We start from the raw sequence: 20,062 nt of genomic DNA, 5'->3' as shown, positions 1-20,062 counted from the left end.
GTCAGACTCTGTCCACTAGCTGCCCGGTCGGTCGGTCTTGATGATTTCCGTCATGGTAACACCAAGCTTGTCTTCGACAACGACGACTTCGCCGCGCGCGACGAGGCGGTTGTTGACATAAATATCGATCGCTTCGCCGACCTTGCGGTCGAGTTCCACCACCGCGCCGCGACCCATTTTTAACAGGTTGCTGACCTGCATCGTGGACTTTCCGAGCACGGCGGAAACCTGGACCGGAATCTGATAAACCGCTTCCAGGTCGCGGGCGCCGGTCGGCGTGTCCAGGCCGGCAATGTGCGGATCGACACCACTGTCCTGCGGTTCCGCCGGATCAGTATCCAGGTCTTTCAGTTCCGGTGCCGCGTCTTCTTCGCCTGCCGTATCTGTATTTTCTGCCATATCTGTATTTTCTGCCATATCCGTATCCTTTGTTGCGGGCGCTTGCCGCGGTTATTTCCTGGCGGGCGCGCCCGGTGCGATGGCCCCGGGAAGTGCCGGGCCCTCGGCGGTCGCTGATGTCGGTGCGTGGCCGACGGCGCCCGGCAGGGCCGGCGGCGCGTCATGGCCGGCGGCTGTTGCCGGTTCCTGCGCCCGAATATCGGATGCCGTCTCATGGTGCACGGTCTCGGGCGTTTCACCGACCGGCTCTGCCGGCGCCGCTGCGGGGGCGACCTCTGTTTCGGGCGCTGTGGCCACCTGGTCAGGTGAGGTCCGATCGTCGCCGGCCGGACGCTCAGTGGATTCGGCCGGTAACGGGGGTTCAGGCGAAACGGCGGCGGATGTTGCGCTGATCCTCGGCGTAGCCTGTGCCGCCGCTGCGGGCGTCTCTTCCGCGGCCACAGACGACGACGCCGGCGTTTCGGCGGAATCTGCTGGTTGCAGTTCATCGGTGGCGTCAGCGCCCAGTTCGCGGGAGTGTTCGAGGAACTTTTCGACGATGGCGTCGATGCTGGCCAGCAGCCTGGCGCCATTACGTTCGGCGCCGCCATCGGTCCAGTCTACCTGGCAATCGGCAGGGGGCATATCGGGGTCGGCGATAATCCTGATGCCATTATCCAGCCCGTGCCGTTTCGCCACCGGCGGTAACCGTTCGCCAAGTGCCTCCGCCAGGGCGTCAGGAACCCGGATTGCGATTTCGATATCGCCGAACAGATTTGACATGCATTGCGTGACGAATGCCTCGATCTCCGCCAGTCCGTTTTCCCGGGCATATTCCGGCGCGATCCTGCCGGCAATCGCGGCCGCGAGGCTGATCGCCGACTGCGCAATCCGTTCATTGGTTTTCCGTTGTGCCGCGTCCAGCGTGGAAAACCTGGCGTCGATGCTTGTCAGGGTTTCCGCTATCCGGTGTTCGAAACCGGCGTTGGATTGCGCGAGTCCCTCCTGGCGGCCTTCTTCGCGGGCTTTGCTGCATTCCCGCTTCAGGTCTTCTTCGGAAAATGTCGGGGCCGCCTTCGCCTGCAACTCCGCCTCGCTTGGCCTCGCCGGCTTTTTCGGGATGGCGTCGAAATCGACATCGAACAGATAGCGAGGATATTTCATTGTTTCCAAAGCCGGTTTCATTTGCCGGACGTCCCGTAACGCGCCATACACAAGTTTCGACCCCTGTCGCCGCGATACCCGGACACGGCAATACTATGGGCATGCAGGATTTCAGGCATCCTGATACATCCAGGATCGCATGATCGAAACGGCCTCTTCCGGGTGTTTATCGATGACTTCACCGATCTTGCGCAATGACGACGCTTTCACGCGGCCGTCGATATTGCTCAGATTTATCATGGGATCCTCCTCTTCTGGCACCGCGCCGGCGCCGGCCATGGCCATGGATCCTCCCGGGCCGGCCAGCGCCGGCGTATTGCCGGACTGATCGGTAAGCATCTGCTGTTCCGCCGTGTGGACAATGGCCTCCGTCGCCGCAGCGGAAGCCTCGAAGAATTTGCTGATCACGGGACGGACGACCAGCAGGATGACGAGGAAGCCAACCACCAGAAGGACAAGCTTTTCGACGAGCCCGATCAGTTCGCTATGCCGGAACCCGAAAATGTCCTGCGGCCCGATATCGGCGTCGCTGACCGCCGGTTCACTGAACCGCATGTTCACGACTTCAACCGCATCGCCGCGATTGGCGTCGAATCCGATCGTGCTGCGGACCAGCTTCTCGATCTGCTCCATTTCCTCCGGTGTGCGCGGCGTATAGGCCTGTTCGCCGTTCGGGCCCGTGGTCAATGTGCCGTCGACCAGCACGGCGGCGGCAACGCGTGTGACGGATCCGGCTTCGCGAACGCCCCGCTTTACGGTCTTTGAAATTTCGAAATTGGTTGCTTCTTCAATGCGGTTTGACTGGTCCGTGCTGCCGGCTTCGCCGCCAAGCTGCTGCGCATCCGGCAGGTTCTGGCCGACGGTAACGGCATCGGGTCCGGCATCCTGGCTCTGGCTGGAATCTTCAATCGTCTGGGTCGACCGGACAACCTGGCCTTCGGGGTCGTAGATTTCCTCGTTTGTTTCGATGCGTTCCAGATCGAGTTCGGCGGTTACGGAAACACGGACCTTACCGAAACCAAGCGACCGTTCCAGCAGTTCGGTCAGACGGGCGGCCATGCGGTTTTCGTATGCAATCCGCTGTTCATCCGGCGTCATGCTGCCGAGTTGCGGATTATCCGCGTCGCCCAGCCGCGCCAGCAGCGTGCCACGATCGTCGACGATGGATATCCGCGCGGGCTGCAGGCCGGGCACGGCGGCGGCGACCAGGTGCTGAATGGCGAGGACCTGGCCGCGATCCAACCGAGTGGATCCGCGCATCCGCAACGCAATGGAGGCGCTGGGGACCTGCCGTTCGCGTGTGAACAGTTCCCGGCGCGGCATGACAAGCAGAACCTTGGCGCCCTTGACCATGTCCAGCGACGCTATCGTACGGGCAATTTCGCCCTCCAGAGCCCGTAATTTCTTGATTTCATTGTCAAAACTAGACGAGCCAAGCGCGTTATCCTTGTCGAAAATTTCAGAGTAGCCCAGTGTCCCGCTGCCGGGCAGGCCTTCTTCGGCGACGAGCAGTCGGGCCTGACCGACACGTGTCAGGGGGACGTAGATTTCTGCGCCCTTGTTCCGGGCCTCCACTGGAATATTCTGGTTCTGCAGGATCGCAACTATCTGGCCTGAATCCGAAGGACTAAGGTCGCCATACAAAAGCGACATATTCGGTGTCGTGAGGCGTGTTGTAAGAAATACGAAAAACGCAACAAGTCCTATGGCGACACTTGCCATCATGCCCAACCGCAATGTGCCGATATTGCGTATTATCTGAAGAAATGCATCCACGGCAGTGTTCCTCGCAGGCTACGACTCGATTTACCGGGGCGCCGAAGGGAACCCGGGAACCGAATCTACACGACGTTTCAGTAAAGGTGAAGTCAAAAGGCGGCAATTTTTGCCCAGTCCAATCATTAAAATAGTGTTTCGGCTAATACCCGAATGATGAAACCGGACGGATACTAAGAACTTGAAAGCAGAAATAATGCAATGGGGCTGCTCAGTTTCAGGTTTTACTGATTCAATACAGCAGTCGGCAGATTCGTCCGGGCCAAGGCAGGTAACTGCTGCCGGTTGCGCAAGGTGCATTGTATCCTCCGGATCGAAAGACATTTTTTTGATGCTCCAATTTATAAACAATGTACTTAAAATTTTATTTAAATAAAGTTAAAGTTCGTAAATATTTTTATGCTTTCAGCAGGCAACTACGTTCGCGCCAAATGGACGGGGATGATGCCCGCATTGAAACAATTGAAACAGGCAGTTTTTCAGAAAGAAAATGCTGCCCTTCTGGCGGCGGTACCGATCGCGCGCCAATACAGGCGCTTCGGCGGCCTATATTCTGCGGCGCAGGCGCGATTTCCTGTATTGCTGCAGGCGTGTGGTACGCAGTCCGCGCATGCCGTGACTTTCAATAAGCCTTTGCCACGAAATGAATTCTTCCACCGAAAGGCTGTAGCGTTCACAGGCTTCCTCGAGCGTCAGCAGACCGGCGCGAACGGCGAATACGACGATAGCCTTGCGGCGAACGACCCAACGCTTCGTGTTCGCCGGCGGCAGGTCGGCGAAGGTCATCACCTTGCCATCGGGTCCGATGACCGATGGACTGCTTGCCTTTTCAAAACGTGCGGTGGCGGAATCGTTCACCGTTTTATCCTTCGTACCCATATTTCCCGGCAACTCCGAATGCCGGCGTGACCCGGGCGATGCAGTTCGGTTGCGTGCCGTAAAAGGGATTAGACGCGAATATCTTAAACAAAGGGTAAAAGCGGCGACGGGATTCGTGTTGGCGAACATACTGGCCGCAGCAATAAAAGCGGCCCGGCAGGGATGCCGGGCCGCAGGTAAGGAGTATTATCGGGGAAGCTGCGCGTTAGCGGATGACCCGTGTCAGTTCTTCGAGCATTTCATCGGCTGTCGTAATGATTTTGGTATTGGCCGAGAAGGCGCGCTGCGTGACGATCATCCGCGTGAATTCGTCCGCCAGATCGACCGTTGACGCCTCCAGGGCATTGGCAACGATTGAACCCGCGCCGCCGGTCCCGGCGGCAAGGGCGACGGGGGTTCCGGCTTCAGCCGACGAACTGAAGATATTGCCGGTCAGCGCCGTCAGCCCGTTCGGGTTGGGGAACGCGGCGACGGGGACCTGGAAGATGTCCCGCGTTTCGCCATTTTCAAACAATGCGGTCACCGTCCCGTCCTCCGACACGTTCACGCCGGTGATGGAACTGAACTGGCGTCCGTTCTGGTTGATGAAGTTGGGGATGAACGTTCCGGAGAACTGGGTCATGCCGTCTGTCGCCCCGACCGTGCCGAGATCCAGCACAACCTGGACACGGTCGTCGGCCGTACCGGTCGCCAGCGTGTTGTCATGGTCCAGGTCGAATACGAACTGGTTTGAGGCGCTGATGGTTGCAATGTCGCCGGCCGCTGTATTGGCCGTGACCGACGCCAGCGTGCCATCGGCGCTGAAGGTGACTGTGCCGAGCCGGGTGCTGGTCGCGCCGGCAATCAGCGCATTGTCGCCGGCGGTGCCGTCGTCATTGGAATCGATATCGACGAAAGAAGAGCCCGTTACGGTGGCGGTCACGTCCCACTGGTCTGTGGTTGCGGTCTTCGTATAGGTGAGAACCAGCGTATGGCTGCCGCCCTGTTTGTCCAGCGCCTCTACGGAGAGATCGAAAGTATCCCCGGTTGCCGCGCTGGCCGGTAGGTTTGCCCCGAGTTCGACCTCCGACGTCGGAATTGGAGACGACGCCAGATTGGATACATTGACGGTCGTCAAGGCGCTCAGAATGCTGGTCTGCTGTACGACACCATCGACGATCGGCCAGCCGGTCAGGAACTGCCCCGCCGTATTTGCGAGATTGCCGTTGGAGTCGGGTCGGAAAGACCCGGCGCGGGTAAAGGCAATGTTGCCCTGGCCGGCGGTCGCATTGTCCGAAACGACGAAGAACCCGTCGCCGGAAATGGCGAGATCCGTTGCCGATGCGGAGGATTCCAGCAGGCCCTGCTGATCGATCGACGACAGGGTGTTGATCCGGACGCCGCCGGGGGTAAAGCTGTTGGCCGAAGCCTGCGTCGTGACCAGCGTGGAAAACCTTGGCGAAACGCCCTTGTAGCCTGTCGTGTTCATGTTCGCGATATTGTCCGCGACCATCGCCAGCGCCTGACTTTGCGAGAATAATCCGCTGACGCCTGATCGCAACGCACCGAAGATACTCATAGATCAACCTCCTTCTTGACCCGCGTGCGACTGGCGCCGCGGATCGATTATTAGCTCTGTTCTTCTGTGTTCGACTTGTCCGGCGCGGTCTGGATCCCCGTTACGGAATCCAGCGGTACGCCGACATCGCCGATGCCAAGGACGGTTTCTCCGTTTTCGATCGACACGCCGGTCACGAGGCCGAGCACGCGGTGCACGACAGCAATCGGTTCTTCGGCGTCATCCAGGGCCGTAACCGCAAACCTGTAGATTCCTTCTGGCGCGGTCCCGCCATTCGTTGTGCTGCCATCCCACTCGTAATCGTGCAGCCCGGCGTCCTTGTCGACGGGTTCCTGGAATACGAGGTCGCCGGAATTGTTGAATACCTGTATGACCGCTGTCTTCGCAGCCTGTGGCAGGATATAGGAGAATGTGGCCTCGCCATCGGTCAGCATGTTGGTGTTGCCGACCGCCTCGACCACCTTGCCGAGGAAGGAAACAGCGCCCAGTTGCTGGTTGGTACCCTGCAGGGCGATCAGTTGCTCCAGGTTCTTGTTCTGCAGAACCTGCTGTTCGACGCCGGTGAACTGCACCAGCTGGCTGGTGAATTCGTTGGAGTCCAGGGGGGACAGGGGGTCCTGATGCTGCAATTGCGTCGTCAGAATGGTCAAAAAATTGTCGAAATTGTCGGCGAGGCCGGAGAGGGACTTTGTCGTGCTGCCGGCCTGGGCCTGGGATGCCGCAGTTGATGCATTGACTTCCATTTTGCCTAAACCTCCACGTCTATCTGGCTGTTGCTGGAACGCCGATGGGGGTTGGTATCAGTGGCTGCACCGCTCTCATCGTTCTTGTCGGTACTGGCGCCATTGCTGCCATCCGGTCGGGCTCCGTCTGCGAGTTGCTCGCCGAATGAAGCGTTGCCGCCGCCGAGATTGAAGCTAAGGCCGCCGGAATCCGTCTGGAGGCCTGCATCCAGCAGGGCTTGCTGCAATCCCCGGGCGTCGCGCCGGAGCATTTCCAGGGTTTCCGGCCGGTCCGCGTTGACGACTATGGCGACCTTGCCGTCCTGCGCGACGTCAAGCTGAATTTCAAGACGGCCCAGATCCGCCGGTTTCAGCTGTATACGGATCCTATCGATTCCCTGCTCGACCGCTTTCTGAACCTGAACGGAAATCTGCTCTTTCAGGTCGGATGGCGGCGAGGCGGGTCGTGCCGGGACGGGCGCGGCTACCCGCGCAGTTGAGGCTGATGCCGGGGTCCCCGCCTGGCCGGCGCCGACCGTTGGAGTGGATTCTGTGACGGGGAGGGAACCGGCCCGATCCATGACGGGCGTCGGCCGGCTATTTGCTGTGGGCGGAAGCGGCTGCGGCGGAGCGGGCTGCACCGGCGCCGCGGCCTGCTGCTGGGCCGCGGGGTTGCCTGCGGCGCCATTCGGGGTCGTTTGGGCGTATTGCGACGTCTGCTGGCCGGTGCGGCCGGCATTGGCGGATGCAGGTTTCGCGCGGCCGGCATTCAGCAGCAGATTGCCGCCGGCTTCCGCCTGGCGCGGGGTTCCGGAATATCGGCCGGTTTCGCCATTCGCCAGCGACGATGGCTTTTGTGCATCTTTGGCGGCGTCCGCGACACCGGCCTGCGCAGCCGGGGCCTGGGCGTGTTTTTCCGGGGCGCCCGTCTGGGCGGAAAGTGTCGCGGCGGCGGACAGGGTATTCGCCGGTCGGGAAACGAAAGAGCGACCCCCGTCGATCACCTGCGCCGTCGCCCGGCTGGCGGTCGCGCCGGTATCGCCTTCGGGTCGCAAGGCGCTATTGACCGGGATTTTCGCGTCCTGTGTGGCGCCAGCGGCCGGGTTTCCTTCGGTCACAAGCGGTTTGTATGCGGCCCCGACCGGCGATGCGGACTTGTTCTGTTGTGCGGCCGTGGCTGAATCGGCTTGCGTCCGGCCTGACGATATCCGGGCTTCGGTCGCATTTGTCAGCGCCGCGGGATTATCCGCTTCACCTTCGGCAGCCTTATCGTGATCAGGCGCCGACTGTTGCTGCGCTCCGGCTGCGTCGGTCGCAATGTCCTTGTCTGCCTGGGCTGCCGGAGTATCTGAAACGTAAGTGTCTGCCTGGGCTGTCAGCGTATCTGAAACGTAAGCGCCGCCCTCATCGCGTAACGGCCTGTCCGCGCCCGTCGGGCGATCCGCCGACAAATGATCCGCCAGCGCGCTTTCCCCAGGGCTCCTGAGTTTCGAGATAGTGGGGTTTTGCGTCAGGGCGTTCTGCAACAGGATAGCAAAGGCATCGGATGCGGCTTGAGACGGCTTGGCGGCTTCCTTGCCAATACCTGCGCCCGGCGCCGTTTCTACGGAAGATACCTGCATGGTCGTTCCTTGCTAATGTGTGCGGCACAAACACAGCAATCAGCGGGCCAAGCATTTCGGCTATCGCAACTTGTTGAAATTATATGATGTTAGGGATTTGGCACGGCGCACGAAGCGCGCGCTTCGGCAATTCAGGAAAAATAGTTCCACCGCGGAACGGCATAAATTGCCGTGATGGTGCAAAACTGCGCAGTGCGGGAATAATGGAAAATGTGGTACCGGAGTAACGGCTAGACCGACGTATCGGTCCGTCCGGTTTTGTCCGCATTATCGGGGCTGCTGGACTCGAGCGGTTGTATGGCTTCCCTGATGAGGGCGACCATCGTGTCGGACGGCAAACGTTCGATAACTTTCTCCGTCTCCCTGTCGATGACTTCCAGGAAAACCCGGTTCTGCTCGCTATCGAAATTGAGGGTAGTGCGACGGCTACTCAATTGCAGTTCTTCCGGCGCCCGTTTCTCGTCACTGGCCGACGGTGCGTCTCCCCTGCGCTGGTTCGAATTGTCGCGGCGCAGTTCATTTTCAGGCTTGCCGGAAGCGGCGGCCGATGTGACGACATATTCGGGATTCAATGCAAGCGTCGCGCTCTGCGGCGGCGCCGTCGTGATACTCTGATTGATCGCGGTTTGAGACTGAGTCCCGAAACCGAGTGAGCCGAACTCCATTTTTCCCTCCCGCGATTGGCATTCTGTCAATTCAACGACGGGTAACAGGTGCGTTTTGCACTTCAATCAGCATGTCCCGATTTTCGGGATTATACTGTACCTGACTTTATTCCCGGCTTTTAGCGAGCGTTTAACGTTAACGGCTGGTGATCGCCATAAAGATACGGTGCAATTGGCGTGCCATTTTGCGAAAATGCAGAATGAATCGTCCATAATCATGAGCGCTGGGGGTCATTTCAGGGCTTTTTCTGTCGTCCTCGAGTGGTACTATTGCATTAAATGCTCAATTTACTTCATTGAATATTAAAGAAAATGTTAACGGGAGCGACGGCTTCCGGGGCGGAAGGCCGCCTTTTATCCGGGCATCCGAATGGGACCGTTTTTATCGGGGCCGGTTGCGCGCCGGCGATGAACCGACTCGGCACTTTGTTCCGGCTTCCGCCAAGGGGCGGGCAAATTTTGCCGGGTTGCCTGCGCCGAAACGGCAGAAATTGCCGCCGTGAATTGGTTAAACGGTTAATTTTCAAAACAGATTTGAGTCCGTGCGATTTGCAGCCCGGCTATTGTTACGACCATCTGGCCCAGTCGCCCCCCGGGTCCGCTCCGCATGGTCTGCGGAACAGGCGGCTCCAGGTATCACGGGATGCCGTACCGTGGTTTTCAAATGAAACCGAACCGGTAAGAACTGCCGGATCGGGGCAAGACTTACCCGGCAATTCGCGGCGATCGCGCCGGAACCGGGTTTTTCGAGAGAAATAAATATTAGTTAAAACAATGTGCTAGTGGAATTTTCAGGTTGGCACAACCATTGCCATTCGGTTCTGGAGAGTATTCGCCGCGTCGCTCTCGGCCCTGATGATCACTTGTGTTCAGAGGGAAAAGGGTGTGCCAGGCCGCGGAGGCCCAGAACAGGAGAACGAACATGGCAGAGAAAATTCAGCTTTCGGCGGCAATCCGAAGCAATCTGCTGACATTGAACCGGACCAACGATCTTGCTGACCGGACCCAGGGCAGGCTGGCGTCTGGCCTGAAGGTCGCATCGGCGCTTGACGATGCCGCCGCCTTCTTCGCTGCGCGCGCCCTGACCTTCCGGGCCGACGATCTGAACGGTCTGAAAGACAATATCGACCAGTCGATCAGTACGATTCAGGCCGCGATCAACGGTATCGAGGCGATTACGAGCCTCGTCGAGCAGGCGCAGGGTATCGCGATTACCGCCAAGTCGACTTCCGATACGAACGAACGCTCTTCCCTGGCGGCGCAGTTTAATTCACTGCTGCAGAATATCGACGATCTGGCCAACGACTCCAGTTACCAGGGCCAGAACCTGATTCAGGGGACGCCGGACAACATGGTCGTCGATTTCAACGAAGACAGCACCAGCCAGTTGACGGTGGCCGGTATCGATACCTCCACGGCGGCGACCGGTCTGAACGTTGCCGCGGCGTCCAACGACTTTGTCGCCGATTCGGATATTGATCTGGCGCTGACGGCGACGCGGAGCGCGCTGACAACCTTGCGGACTTCCGCCGCGGTCCTCGGATCGAACAATACGGTGCTGCAAACCCGCCTGAACTTCACCGAAGACCTCGTCAATACGCTGGAGGAAGGCGCAGGAAAACTGACGCTGGCGGATCTGAACGAAGAAAGCGCCAATCTGCTCTCCTTGCAGACCCGCCAGCAGCTTGGGCTGAATTCCCTGTCGTTGGCGGCGCAGAGCGAGCGAGCGATTCTGAACCTCTTCGGCTAATAGGACCGTGTCGAAATCAGTCGCTTCGATAGCGGCGAATTTCGACACGGAATACAGCAAAAGCAAGGCGTGGCCTGATCCTGATGCCAGGCCAACCGGGCAGATATTGCCCGGACCCGGCAATTATTGCCGGGCCGTTTTGGCGGTTTTTGCCCGCATAAACCGTTTCTTAATGTCATCATTGTAACACTAAACCTGCGTTAGCGCCGGATTGGCGGGACCGTATTATATGGCACGGTAATTGCGTGCGTTCGGCGTGGCTGTGGTGCTCCGATGGACAGTGCAGCCACATAACTGATTGTAGAATGCAATCGAAATAATCCTAGAAGAAGGAAATGACATGGCTGATAATATTACCCTATCCAGTGCGGTGCGCTCTAACCTGTTGACGCTGCAACGGACCCAATCCCTTATCGATACAACCCAGGGCAAGCTGGCGACCGGCTTGCGCGTTAGTTCGGCACTTGACGATGCATCCGCGTTCTTTGCATCGGCAAGTCTGACGAACCGCGCCGATGATCTGAACAATCTGAAGTCGGACATCGATCAGAGCATCAGCTCGCTCGAAGCAGCGATCAACGGTATCGAGGCAATCACCGATCTGATTGAACAGGCCAAGGGTCTGGCGATCACGGCGAAGGCAACGAGTGACACCAATGAACGGTCTTCATTAAGTGTGCAGTTCAATGCGTTGCTGGATCAGGTCGACAGTATTACGACCGATGCCAGCTTTGCCGGTACGAACCTGTTGCAGGCGACACCGGATAACCTGACCGTCAACTTCAACGAAGACGGCAGCAGCGCCCTGACAATCGCGGGTATCGATTCGACGACGGCTGCCACCGGTCTCAATATTGCGGCAGGCGCCAACGATTTCGTCGCGAATTCCGATATCGATCTCGCGATTACGGCGATCAACAACGCCTTGACAACACTTCGTACGTCCGCGTCCACGCTGGGTTCGAATGCTTCGGTGCTTCAGACGCGGCTGACCTTCACCACCGATCTGGCGAATACGCTCGAAGGCGGCGCCGGCAAGCTGACACAGGCGGACCTGAACCTTGAAAGCGCGAACCTGCTGGCCCTGCAGACACGCCAGCAGCTCGGCATCAACTCACTGTCTCTGGCGAGTCAGAGTGAGCGATCGATCCTGGCCCTGTTCGGCTAAAGCAGTTCGTCTTTAATCTGGATCGCCTCAGTCTGTTCAGATTATTCACGAATTTCGGTCAGAAAACTGACATAGAGGGCGGCGATTTTTCGTCGCCCTTTTTTCTGAAGCCGTCATCGATGGCACGTTACTTGCGTGTGTATCGATTTTCGATCCTTGTGGCGTTCGATCAGGTAAAAAATGTCGGCTTGCCGGCGCCGCCTGCAAGAATTGAAGATGACCGAAATTGCGGTAAAATGTGCCGCGACAGGAAATGAACTAGAGACAGGCGAGACTACGATAATGCCGCTCAAACTAGCGCTTCGACCCGGCGAAAAAATTGTGATCAATCAGGCCGTGATTGTGAATGGCGGCCAGAAGACCGAATTGGTCCTGGAAAACAAGGCCAGCGTATTGCGGGAACGCGATATCATGACGGAAGAACAGGCGGATTCGCCCGCCAAGCGGGTCTATTTCGCAGTCCAGATGATTTACATGTTCCCGTCCAATACCTCGCTCTATCAAGAAAAATTTAACAATTTCACGCGAGATTTCGTGGAAGCCGTGCCAAGCGCCACCCCGATCATTCTGGAAATTGGCGAAGGGGTCATTCGGGGCGATCTCTACGGTGCTTTGAAAAAGTGCCGCAAGCTTATGAAATATGAAGGCGAGGTGCTGAAAAATGTCACAGTTGCAGAGTAGCCAGGCGTACAAGTCTTCTCAAAAGCTTGGCGCGAATGCCCGCCAGACTGAATCCCGAGCCCTTCTGGAAGCGGCGCGCCGACTTGCCGAAGTGCCGGTCGATGGCGAAAAAAATGAAGAGTACCGGTCGTCCCTGCGGCTGAACTGGCGTTTGTGGACGATCATCCAGTCGGATATCGCCTCCGATGAAAACCCGCTGCCCTCGGAGATCAAGGCGAATATCATGAGCCTCAGCATCTTCATCGACAAACATACGGTCGGCGCGCTGGCCGAGCCGGATACGCGGAAGCTGGGCGTGCTGATCGACATCAACCGCAATATCGCCAGTGGCCTGATGACAAACCAGGAAGCGGGTCAGGCCGCTGTTCCCCCGGCGGGCTCGTCGTCGGGTACGGAAAACATCGTCGCCTGACGCATTCTTGCGCGGTTCTGATTCAACGCGAATTGCTTCGCGATGGGCTGTCGCCCGGCAGGCGGTCGCTGACGCGGCTGGCAAGTTCCTCCCAGTCGCCGCGCCGGTGTTGCCGGTACAGCGTCATGCTTGGATACCACGGACTGTCGCCGCGGTTCCGCAGGTATCGCCAGTCGGCGGCTTTCCCGAGCAACACCCAGACAGGTTTTCCAAGGGCGCCGGCCAGATGCGCGGTCGCTGTATCCACCGTAATGACGAGGTCCAGGGCGCAAAGGGCGGCGGCCGTATCCAAAAAACCGGCAATATGCCGGGACCAGTCCGTTACCCCATGCTGTTCGAGCCGCACGGTGTCGCCGTGTACGGCATCCATTTGCAGGCTGTAAAGGTTCAAATCACGGCGTTTCAGAACCGGGGTTAACGCCTCCAGCGGGCAGGACCGCATATTATCATCCTGCCGCAACGGATTGCCGAACCAAACCAGGCCGATATTCGGTCTGGCCGGATCCCTCAGGCGGCTGCGCCATTGGGCGATCTTTTCAGGCGTTGCTGCGAGATAGGGGATTTTGGCGGGGATTGTATCCTGATCCGTATTGAAATGCAGGGGCAGGCTCATCAGCGCCACATGCGAATCGACATGCGGCAACGGATCGCCGCGGGCGACGAGTGTGTGGCGCCCGTCAAGAGACCGCATCAGATCGACCAGCGGGCGCTGGCATTCGAACACGATACTGCCGGCGCCCGAGCGGTCGGAGAGCAGGGGCAGATACCGGCAGAACTGCAGCGTATCGCCGAATCCCTGTTCCGCATGCACCAGCAATGCGCCGCCATCCAGCGGTTCACCGGTCCATTGTCGTGACGCTAAATCGCGGCGGGGAAAATCGCGGCATTGCAGGCGCTGCTCGTAATTACGCCAGCCGTTCCGGAAATCGCCGCGCCATAACTGCACGATTCCGAGGCCTTTCAGTAGTTCCAGGTTTTCCGGCGCCAGCGCCAGCGCCCGTTGGTAGGACGCGAGGGCGTTTTCCGGCTGGTCCAGGTTTTGCCAGGCAAGCGCCATGCTGCCGTGGACACGAAAATCATCCGGCGCGGAAGCCAGCGCGGCGTTGTAGTGTTTCATGGCGGATTCTGGCTGCTCCGCCTGCCGCAATGCATTGGCCAGGTTCAGATGCGCGTCGGCCCAGCCAGGGCGCAGTGCGAGGGCGCGCCGGAACTGCGTTTCCGCTGCGGGAAACCGGCCGGTTCCCGCCAGTACAACGCCCAGATTGTTGATCGTTTCGGGGTCGTCGGGTCTGAGCCGCACCGCGGTTTCGAGGGCCGCCAGCGCGCCCGGCTCGTCGTTGCTGTCCAGCAGGGCCAGTCCGAGGTTGTTATGCGCCGACGCCAGCTTTGGCGAAATGGCGACGGCTCGGCGCGCATGGCGGACGGCGTCACCGAACCGGCGGCATTCGCGCAGGGTCGCCGACAGGGCGTTATGGCATTCCGCCCAGTCCTTGCGGGCCGGTTCGCAGCTCAGGGCGTATTGGAACTGTTCGGCGGCGTCCCGATACCGCCCGGCGCGATACAGGGCGACGCCGAAGGCATAGCGCGCCAGGGCGTCCTCGGGCGCCAGGGTGATATACTGTTCCCAGGCGTGGACCGCCTGCGCATTTCGGCCGGATTTTTCCAGGGCTTCGGCGAAGCTGCGGCTGAAGGCGACATTGGTCGGCGCCAGGGTTACCGCACGCATGAAATAACCGATGGCGGCGTCGTCATTCCGGGCCCGGGCCCGGACATGCCCCAGTATGTGGAATGCCGTGGCGTTTTCGGGATCGTTGGCGATGACGGCTTCGCAAATGGCTGCGGCGGCGGGAAAGCGGCCATCGTTCACGTGGCGGGCGGCAAGCCGCAGCAATTCGCCCGGCGTGCCCACAACCGGCTCGCCGTCGCCGTGCTCAGGCTCCGTGGCCACCGATGATTCCCTTCCGGGGCATGTGTTCAGGTTCCGGCATGGCGGCGATTCGACGGACTGAACGGTGCGCTGTCAATGGCGCAGATACCGGCGGGCTACAGGAAATTGACCAGTGACAGGTTCTGCACGCGCGAAATCGTGGCGAATGAGGCTTCCAGCGTGACCTGCTCGATATTCAGCCGCGTAATGGCTTCCGCTGTATCGACCTGTTCGATATCGATGATCGTCCGTTCCGCGAACGCGGCGAAGTTTTCGTGCTTCTTGTCGACATCCCGCAGCAGGACGCGGTTCAGTTCCACGCCGGCGAACAACTGGTTCAGCGTGGCTTCACCGACCGGCGGGGTGTCGATCGCCACGGTCAGCAGCTCGATGGCGTCCGAAATAACGGCGACTTCCGCAGCGCTGGGTGGCGACGAAAATGTGATTTCGGAGATGGCGTCAAAGGCGCGAATGACCCGCTCGATGGCGGGATTATTCGCCTTCACGCCGTAATCGACGACAAAATCCTCGTCGATGCGCGCCTGCTGGGTGACGTTGTCGCCGCCATACCAGTCGGTATCGGCGGCGGCGGGAAAGGGTGGCACGGCTGGCGGTGTATAGGTCCCGTTGTTCAGGTCGACGGGTTTGTTCTGAATATTGCCGCCGGAGAACAGGAACCGGCTTTCATCCTTCACATTCAGCAGATCGACGATCTGGTCCAGCAGGCCCTGCGCCAGGGCGGGCAGGCCGATGACATTCGCGGTTTCGCCATTCCGGGCGCTCGCCAGGGTCGTCCGGAAGTCATGGGCTATGCGCTCCACACCTTCCAGGCTGAAACGCATCAGCTCGAGCCGCCGATCGGTTGCCTCGATGTTGGAGCGGAACTGCTCGACCCGCGAAAACTCGTTCTTCACGCTGATGAGCCGTCCGGCCTCCCGGCCGAGCCCGGCGAAATCCTGCGATTTCAGCCCGCTGCCCACCTGGGTCTGGGCGTCAAACAGGCGTTCCTGCGTGTTCAGGGTTGTGAATACCGAAAACCGGTTCTGGGCGATGGTTGCGATTCGGGACATGGCGCCGCCTCCTAACGGACCGAAGCGATCAGGGCATCGAGCATTTCCGACGCCGCGGTGAGAACCCGCGCCGATGCGCTGAAGGCGTTCTGGAGAATGACGAGTTCGGCGAGTTCTTCGTCGACGTTGACGCCGGCGTCATTGGTTTGCCGGAAGATCAGGGTTTCCAGAAAGACTTCGTTGAACTGCTGGTCGGAACGTGCATCCGACGCGAGCGAGGATTGCAGATCCACGATCTTGGCCGCGAAACTGATTATGGTGGTCGTACCGGTGCTGATTCCGCCGGACCCGGGAAAATTGATTCCTGTGCCGAACAGGCCGGCCAGTGCGTTGGCAATCGCGCCGTCGCCGACGGAGGTGCCCGTGTCGCCGACGGCGGCGGTCAGGTCGAGCTGGCCCCGCGACAACAGGTCGGGATTGCTGGCGACGGCGCTGTTTACCGCAATCGCGGCGGCCGTGCCGGTATCGTCCGGGATCACGTTGAGCGTTGTCAGCAATGTGCCTGAATCGCCGATGATGAAATTATCGCCGCCTGCATCGGTGATCGTCAGCCGCCGCTCGCCGGAATCGTCCGTGACGGTTGCCGTTATGCCGGCGGCGGTCAGTGCCGCGGTGCCGTTAATCGTTGCGGCAATGTCTTCGAGTGACTCGCCGGCGGCATAGTTGACAGCCGTTCCGGCCGTTCCGTCGAAGCGGAATGTCAGCGTTCCGGCCAATCCGAGGGCCGCCGTACTGCTGGCCTGCCGGGCCGTTGCATAGGAATCGTAATCCGTACCGTTGGCGCCGGTCGTCAGGAAGTCATTGAGGCCGAAAAAGTGCGAAAAATTACGGGTCAGGGATCCGGCGACCGTTACTTCGCCGGTGCTCGCGCCGATGGATATTCCCTGATTGGCTGCCTGCGCCTGAATGACGAACTGGCCGCTGGCGTTGATGGAGGCGGGTGTCCCGGTCAGCCCGGCGTTAATCGCGTTGACGACGTCGCCGACAGTCGCGGTTGCGCCAAGCCCCGCAAGATTGATATCCGTAAATTCCACGATGTCGCCCGTCGCCTGATCCAGAACCGCGATACGGACCGTGCCGGTTCCGGAAAAGGCATCCGTCGCCGCCATTGTATGCGTGCCCGTAAGTGTCGCGGGCGGCGGAAACGCTGTGCCCTGGTTGTGGATCGAGTTGATCTGCGCCGCCAGTACCGAGGTCAGCCGGTCCAGCTCTTTCTGCAGGTTCGGCAGGATATTGTCGCGAATATCGATCAGGCCCTTGATCTCACCCTGGGTAATCTGCGTCGTGATGTCATTGGCGCCGGTGACGCGGTCGGGCGCGCCCACATAAATACCGTCGATGCCGCCGGGGTAATTGGCGTCGCCAGGCTGCACAAAGGCGGTGCCGGCATCTGTCTGGGCCGCGGACGTATGGGTCAGTGTGAACAGTGTGCCTTCGCTCAGGATCGTCCGCCCGCCGCCGGTAAAGATACTGACCTTGCCGTTGCCGCCTTCGAAGGTCCGGATATCCAGTAATTCGGCAATCTTGCCGATGGCCACGTCGCGCTGGTCGCGCAATTCGCCATCCGGCTCGCTGGTCGCGACCGCCTGTGCGATTTTCGCATTGAGGTTATCCACGAATTCAAGCTGCTGGTTGACGGTATTGACCGCCGCTGTAATTGACTGGTCGGCTTCGGCGCGCAGGGTCTGTATTCCTGTCGCCAGCTGCGTAAACTGCGACATCAGCCTGCGGGCCTCATTGACGGCGGTAAAGCGCGCGGCGTCCGATTCCGGCGCGAGCGCAAGCGACTCGAAATTGTTGCTCATTCTGGTCAGGCCGGAGGCAAAGGTATCGTTGCTGTCCGGCGTGCCCAGGAAACCCTGAATTTGTGTCAGGAACTGTTCCCGGGCGCTGATCGCCGCCAGTTTGCCGCCCTGGTCGCGAACCTGGTTGATCAGGAACTGGTTTACCGTGCGGGTAATGTCGACGGTATCGACGCCGGCGCCCAGCCCGTCGAGCCGCCGCGGCGACAGTTCAACCTGTTTGCGGCTGAATCCCTCCGTATTGGCGTTGGCGATATTGTTGGCATTGACCTGCAGGGCCAACTGGCTCGACTGGATGCCGGTGAGGGCTGTCTGAAGGGCGAGGGTAATCGACATGGCAGAGGTATCCGGTTTTCGGGGTGCCTAGAGACTCCGGTTCAGCGACGCCGGGCGCGGGGGAATTCCGTTCTTGGAATAGCCGCCGGGGGCGGAGCCGGTTTTCGTGTAGCCGGTTGCCGCCGGGCCGGTCTTGATGACCGCATCGGCGATGACCTGCACGAGTTTCGCGTTCATATCCAGTGCGGCGCGGACGGCATTTGCATTTTCCATGGCCACCTTCTGGAATTTCACGGCAACCTGCTCAAGTTCGGCGCGGGTATCGGGCTCGATGTCCGCAAATGTGCCCGGCTCGGCGGCGGCCTGCTTTATGTGCGCCGCGTAAATCCCGGACAGGGATTCTTTCTGTTCCTGTAACGGGGCGATTTCCGGAACCCTGCCGGATTTCAATAGCTCGATTTCCCGCGTCATCACATGAATGAGCGATTCCGATACGTTGATAAGTTCATGGGCACGAATATTGGGGTTCATTGCGACGGCTCCTGTCGTTGCGTCCCTGATTGCGCTTTTTCCTGCATCTGGAGGATTGCTTTCTGCACCGTGTCGGCAATGCCGATGCCGCCGGATTTTGCAATCGCGGTGCCGTATTCCTGCATCAGCAGGGAGCGGAATACCTTTTCGCCCTGCCCGCCGTTAAACATGCCGTCTGTGCGGATGCCGGCGAACATGTGCTCGATATACTGACCGATGAAGAATGCCTCGAAGGATTCCGCCGCCTCCCGGGCCTTGTCAGGGTTCGAGGTCCCCCTGATCGTCGGCGCCTGCGCGGAATGCGCGGTCTGCCGGCTCAGGTCGAGTGCCGCTGCGGGATCCATCAAAGCACCTGGATGTCGGCGTTGAGGGCGCCCGCAGCCTTGATGGCCTGCAGGATCGTGATCATGTCACGGGGGCCGATGCCCAGGGCGTTCAGGCTGTTGACGAGTTCCTGCAGACTGACGCCGGTGTTCAGGACGGTCAGCTTGCGGTCTTCGCCCTCATCGATAGTGATTTCCGTGCGCGGGACCACTTCCGTGGTGCCCGTATTCGAAAACGGCAGCGGTTGCGACACCTGGGGTGTTTCCGTGACCCGGATCGTCAGCGCGCCCTGGGCAATGGCAACCGGATTGATACGGACGTTTTCGCCCATCACGATCGTGCCGGACTGTTCGTCGATGACCACTTTCGCAATCTGGTCCGTCTCCACCCGAAGCTGCTCGATATCCGTAATCAGTTCGATGATTTCGCCTTTGTAGCTGTCAGGCGTTTTCATAACGACCGTCGCCGGGTCGCTGGCCTGGGCCGTTGGCAAACCCACGAAAGCGTTGATTGCCCTTGCAATGCGGCGGGCGGTCGTGAAATCCGGGTTGCGCAGGGCAAGCTTGATCTGTGTCCTGTTTGCCAGTTGAAAGGGAATTTCGCGCTCGATAATGGCGCCGTTGGCGATCCTGCCGCTTGTCGGTACGCCCTTGACCACGACTTCTGCGGCGCCGCCTGCGGCGAAGCCGCCAACGGCAATCGTTCCCTGCGCGACGGCGTAGATTTCGCCATCGGCGCCGACCAGCGGCGTAACCAGCAGGGTGCCGCCCAGCAGATTGTCCGCGTCGCCAAGGGCGGAAACCGTAACGTCGATATTCGAGCCCTGATGGGTGAACGGCGGCAGGGTGGCGGTAACCATGACGGCAGCGACGTTATCGGTTGTAAGAGCATCGTCGCGGGCGTTGACGCCAAGCCGCTCCAGCATGCCGATCAGGCTTTCGCGGGTGAAGATGGCGCTGCCCAGGCTGTCGCCCGTGCCGTTCAGCCCGACCACCAGCCCGTACCCGACAAGCTGGTTGGAGCGCACGCCTTCGAAATAGACGATGTCCTTGATCCGCGACTGTCCCACAGCCGGAGCATGAATGAACAAGGCCAGCAACGTGAGGATTGCCGGAATCAGCCGACGCCGCCGTGAAAAAGGGGCGGGTCGCTGCGCCATCTCGGGTCTGTATGTCATTGCCATCGCCGGTCACGTATTTCCTGAAATTCCCTGAGTCCGTAGCGAAAGTCATGCCATGACGGGGATAAAGTCAAAGCATTGAAATACAATGAGAAAAATTAGTTTCAGGAGGGGCTGCGGCCATTCGAAACGCGGTCCCGGCAAGCGGTGCCGGTATGACCGGCAAAGTTTTCCATC

General features: G+C 59.8%; 18 protein-coding genes. 4 read left to right on the top strand and 14 right to left on the bottom strand.

Annotated elements, in window-relative coordinates; translation table 11 throughout:
- Positions 1-15: 15 nt before the first annotated feature.
- The 8 genes from fliN to WD767_16995 form a co-directional block, all read right to left on the bottom strand.
- Complete coding sequence (gene fliN / locus WD767_17030) at positions 16-399, bottom strand: flagellar motor switch protein FliN (GenBank protein MEX2617796.1); 384 nt, start codon at positions 397-399, stop codon at positions 16-18.
- A gap of 51 nt (positions 400-450) precedes the next feature.
- Positions 451-1,542 (bottom strand): FliH/SctL family protein, encoded by a 1,092-nt coding sequence (locus WD767_17025; GenBank protein ID MEX2617795.1) that lies wholly within the window; start codon positions 1,540-1,542, stop codon positions 451-453.
- A gap of 111 nt (positions 1,543-1,653) precedes the next feature.
- Entirely contained in the window at positions 1,654-3,318 is a 1,665-nt protein-coding gene (gene fliF, locus WD767_17020; GenBank protein ID MEX2617794.1) for a flagellar basal-body MS-ring/collar protein FliF, read from the bottom strand.
- Between the two features lie 546 nt (positions 3,319-3,864).
- Positions 3,865-4,197, bottom strand: coding sequence for a DUF1153 domain-containing protein (locus tag WD767_17015; GenBank protein ID MEX2617793.1), 333 nt, complete (start codon positions 4,195-4,197; stop codon positions 3,865-3,867).
- A 205-nt stretch (positions 4,198-4,402) separates the two neighbouring features.
- The gene (locus WD767_17010) at positions 4,403-5,755 is read right to left on the bottom strand and encodes a flagellar hook protein FlgE (GenBank protein ID MEX2617792.1); all 1,353 of its coding nucleotides are present in this window, start codon (positions 5,753-5,755) and stop codon (positions 4,403-4,405) included.
- 50 nt (positions 5,756-5,805) lie between these two features.
- Positions 5,806-6,498, bottom strand: coding sequence for a flagellar hook assembly protein FlgD (locus WD767_17005; GenBank protein ID MEX2617791.1), 693 nt, complete (start codon positions 6,496-6,498; stop codon positions 5,806-5,808).
- 5 nt (positions 6,499-6,503) lie between these two features.
- Positions 6,504-8,099: a flagellar hook-length control protein FliK gene (locus tag WD767_17000; GenBank protein ID MEX2617790.1), complete on the bottom strand. Its 1,596-nt coding sequence runs from the start codon at positions 8,097-8,099 to the stop codon at positions 6,504-6,506.
- Positions 8,100-8,329: 230 nt separating this feature from the next.
- Entirely contained in the window at positions 8,330-8,764 is a 435-nt protein-coding gene (locus WD767_16995) for a flagellar protein FlaG (GenBank protein MEX2617789.1), read from the bottom strand.
- A 922-nt stretch (positions 8,765-9,686) separates the two neighbouring features.
- On the opposite strand from WD767_16995, the gene WD767_16990 reads away from it, so the two are divergent.
- The 4 genes from WD767_16990 to flaF all read left to right on the top strand — a co-directional run bounded on the left by WD767_16990 (position 9,687) and on the right by flaF (position 12,775).
- A complete protein-coding gene (locus WD767_16990; GenBank protein MEX2617788.1) occupies positions 9,687-10,514 on the top strand; it encodes a flagellin in 828 nt (275 codons plus the stop codon).
- 340 nt (positions 10,515-10,854) lie between these two features.
- A complete protein-coding gene (locus WD767_16985) occupies positions 10,855-11,682 on the top strand; it encodes a flagellin (GenBank protein ID MEX2617787.1) in 828 nt (275 codons plus the stop codon).
- Between the two features lie 216 nt (positions 11,683-11,898).
- A complete protein-coding gene (locus WD767_16980) occupies positions 11,899-12,363 on the top strand; it encodes a flagellar biosynthesis repressor FlbT (protein ID MEX2617786.1) in 465 nt (154 codons plus the stop codon).
- Positions 12,344-12,775, top strand: coding sequence for a flagellar biosynthesis regulator FlaF (gene flaF, locus WD767_16975; protein MEX2617785.1), 432 nt, complete (start codon positions 12,344-12,346; stop codon positions 12,773-12,775). The genes WD767_16980 and flaF overlap by 20 nt, the downstream gene beginning before the upstream one ends.
- Before the next feature lie 22 nt (positions 12,776-12,797).
- On the opposite strand, the gene WD767_16970 is transcribed toward flaF, so the two are convergent.
- The 6 genes from WD767_16970 to WD767_16945 all read right to left on the bottom strand — a co-directional run bounded on the left by WD767_16970 (position 12,798) and on the right by WD767_16945 (position 19,882).
- Positions 12,798-14,723, bottom strand: a complete 1,926-nt coding sequence (locus WD767_16970) for a tetratricopeptide repeat protein (protein MEX2617784.1) — start codon at positions 14,721-14,723, stop codon at positions 12,798-12,800.
- Between the two features lie 95 nt (positions 14,724-14,818).
- A complete protein-coding gene (locus WD767_16965) occupies positions 14,819-15,772 on the bottom strand; it encodes a hypothetical protein (GenBank protein ID MEX2617783.1) in 954 nt (317 codons plus the stop codon).
- Positions 15,773-15,783: 11 nt separating this feature from the next.
- A complete protein-coding gene (gene flgK, locus WD767_16960; GenBank protein ID MEX2617782.1) occupies positions 15,784-17,910 on the bottom strand; it encodes a flagellar hook-associated protein FlgK in 2,127 nt (708 codons plus the stop codon).
- A 27-nt stretch (positions 17,911-17,937) separates the two neighbouring features.
- A complete protein-coding gene (locus WD767_16955) occupies positions 17,938-18,381 on the bottom strand; it encodes a hypothetical protein (GenBank protein MEX2617781.1) in 444 nt (147 codons plus the stop codon).
- Positions 18,378-18,725 (bottom strand): rod-binding protein, encoded by a 348-nt coding sequence (locus WD767_16950; protein MEX2617780.1) that lies wholly within the window; start codon positions 18,723-18,725, stop codon positions 18,378-18,380. The genes WD767_16955 and WD767_16950 overlap by 4 nt, the downstream gene beginning before the upstream one ends.
- Positions 18,725-19,882 (bottom strand): flagellar basal body P-ring protein FlgI, encoded by a 1,158-nt coding sequence (locus WD767_16945; GenBank protein ID MEX2617779.1) that lies wholly within the window; start codon positions 19,880-19,882, stop codon positions 18,725-18,727. The genes WD767_16950 and WD767_16945 overlap by 1 nt, the downstream gene beginning before the upstream one ends.
- Between the last annotated feature and the right edge of the window lie 180 nt (positions 19,883-20,062).

The sequence above is a fragment of the Alphaproteobacteria bacterium genome (assembly GCA_040905865.1).
Taxonomy (GTDB): Bacteria; Pseudomonadota; Alphaproteobacteria; order UBA8366.
The sequence above is the reverse complement of the archived record's forward strand: the minus strand, read 5'-3'. Positions and strand labels throughout refer to the sequence as shown.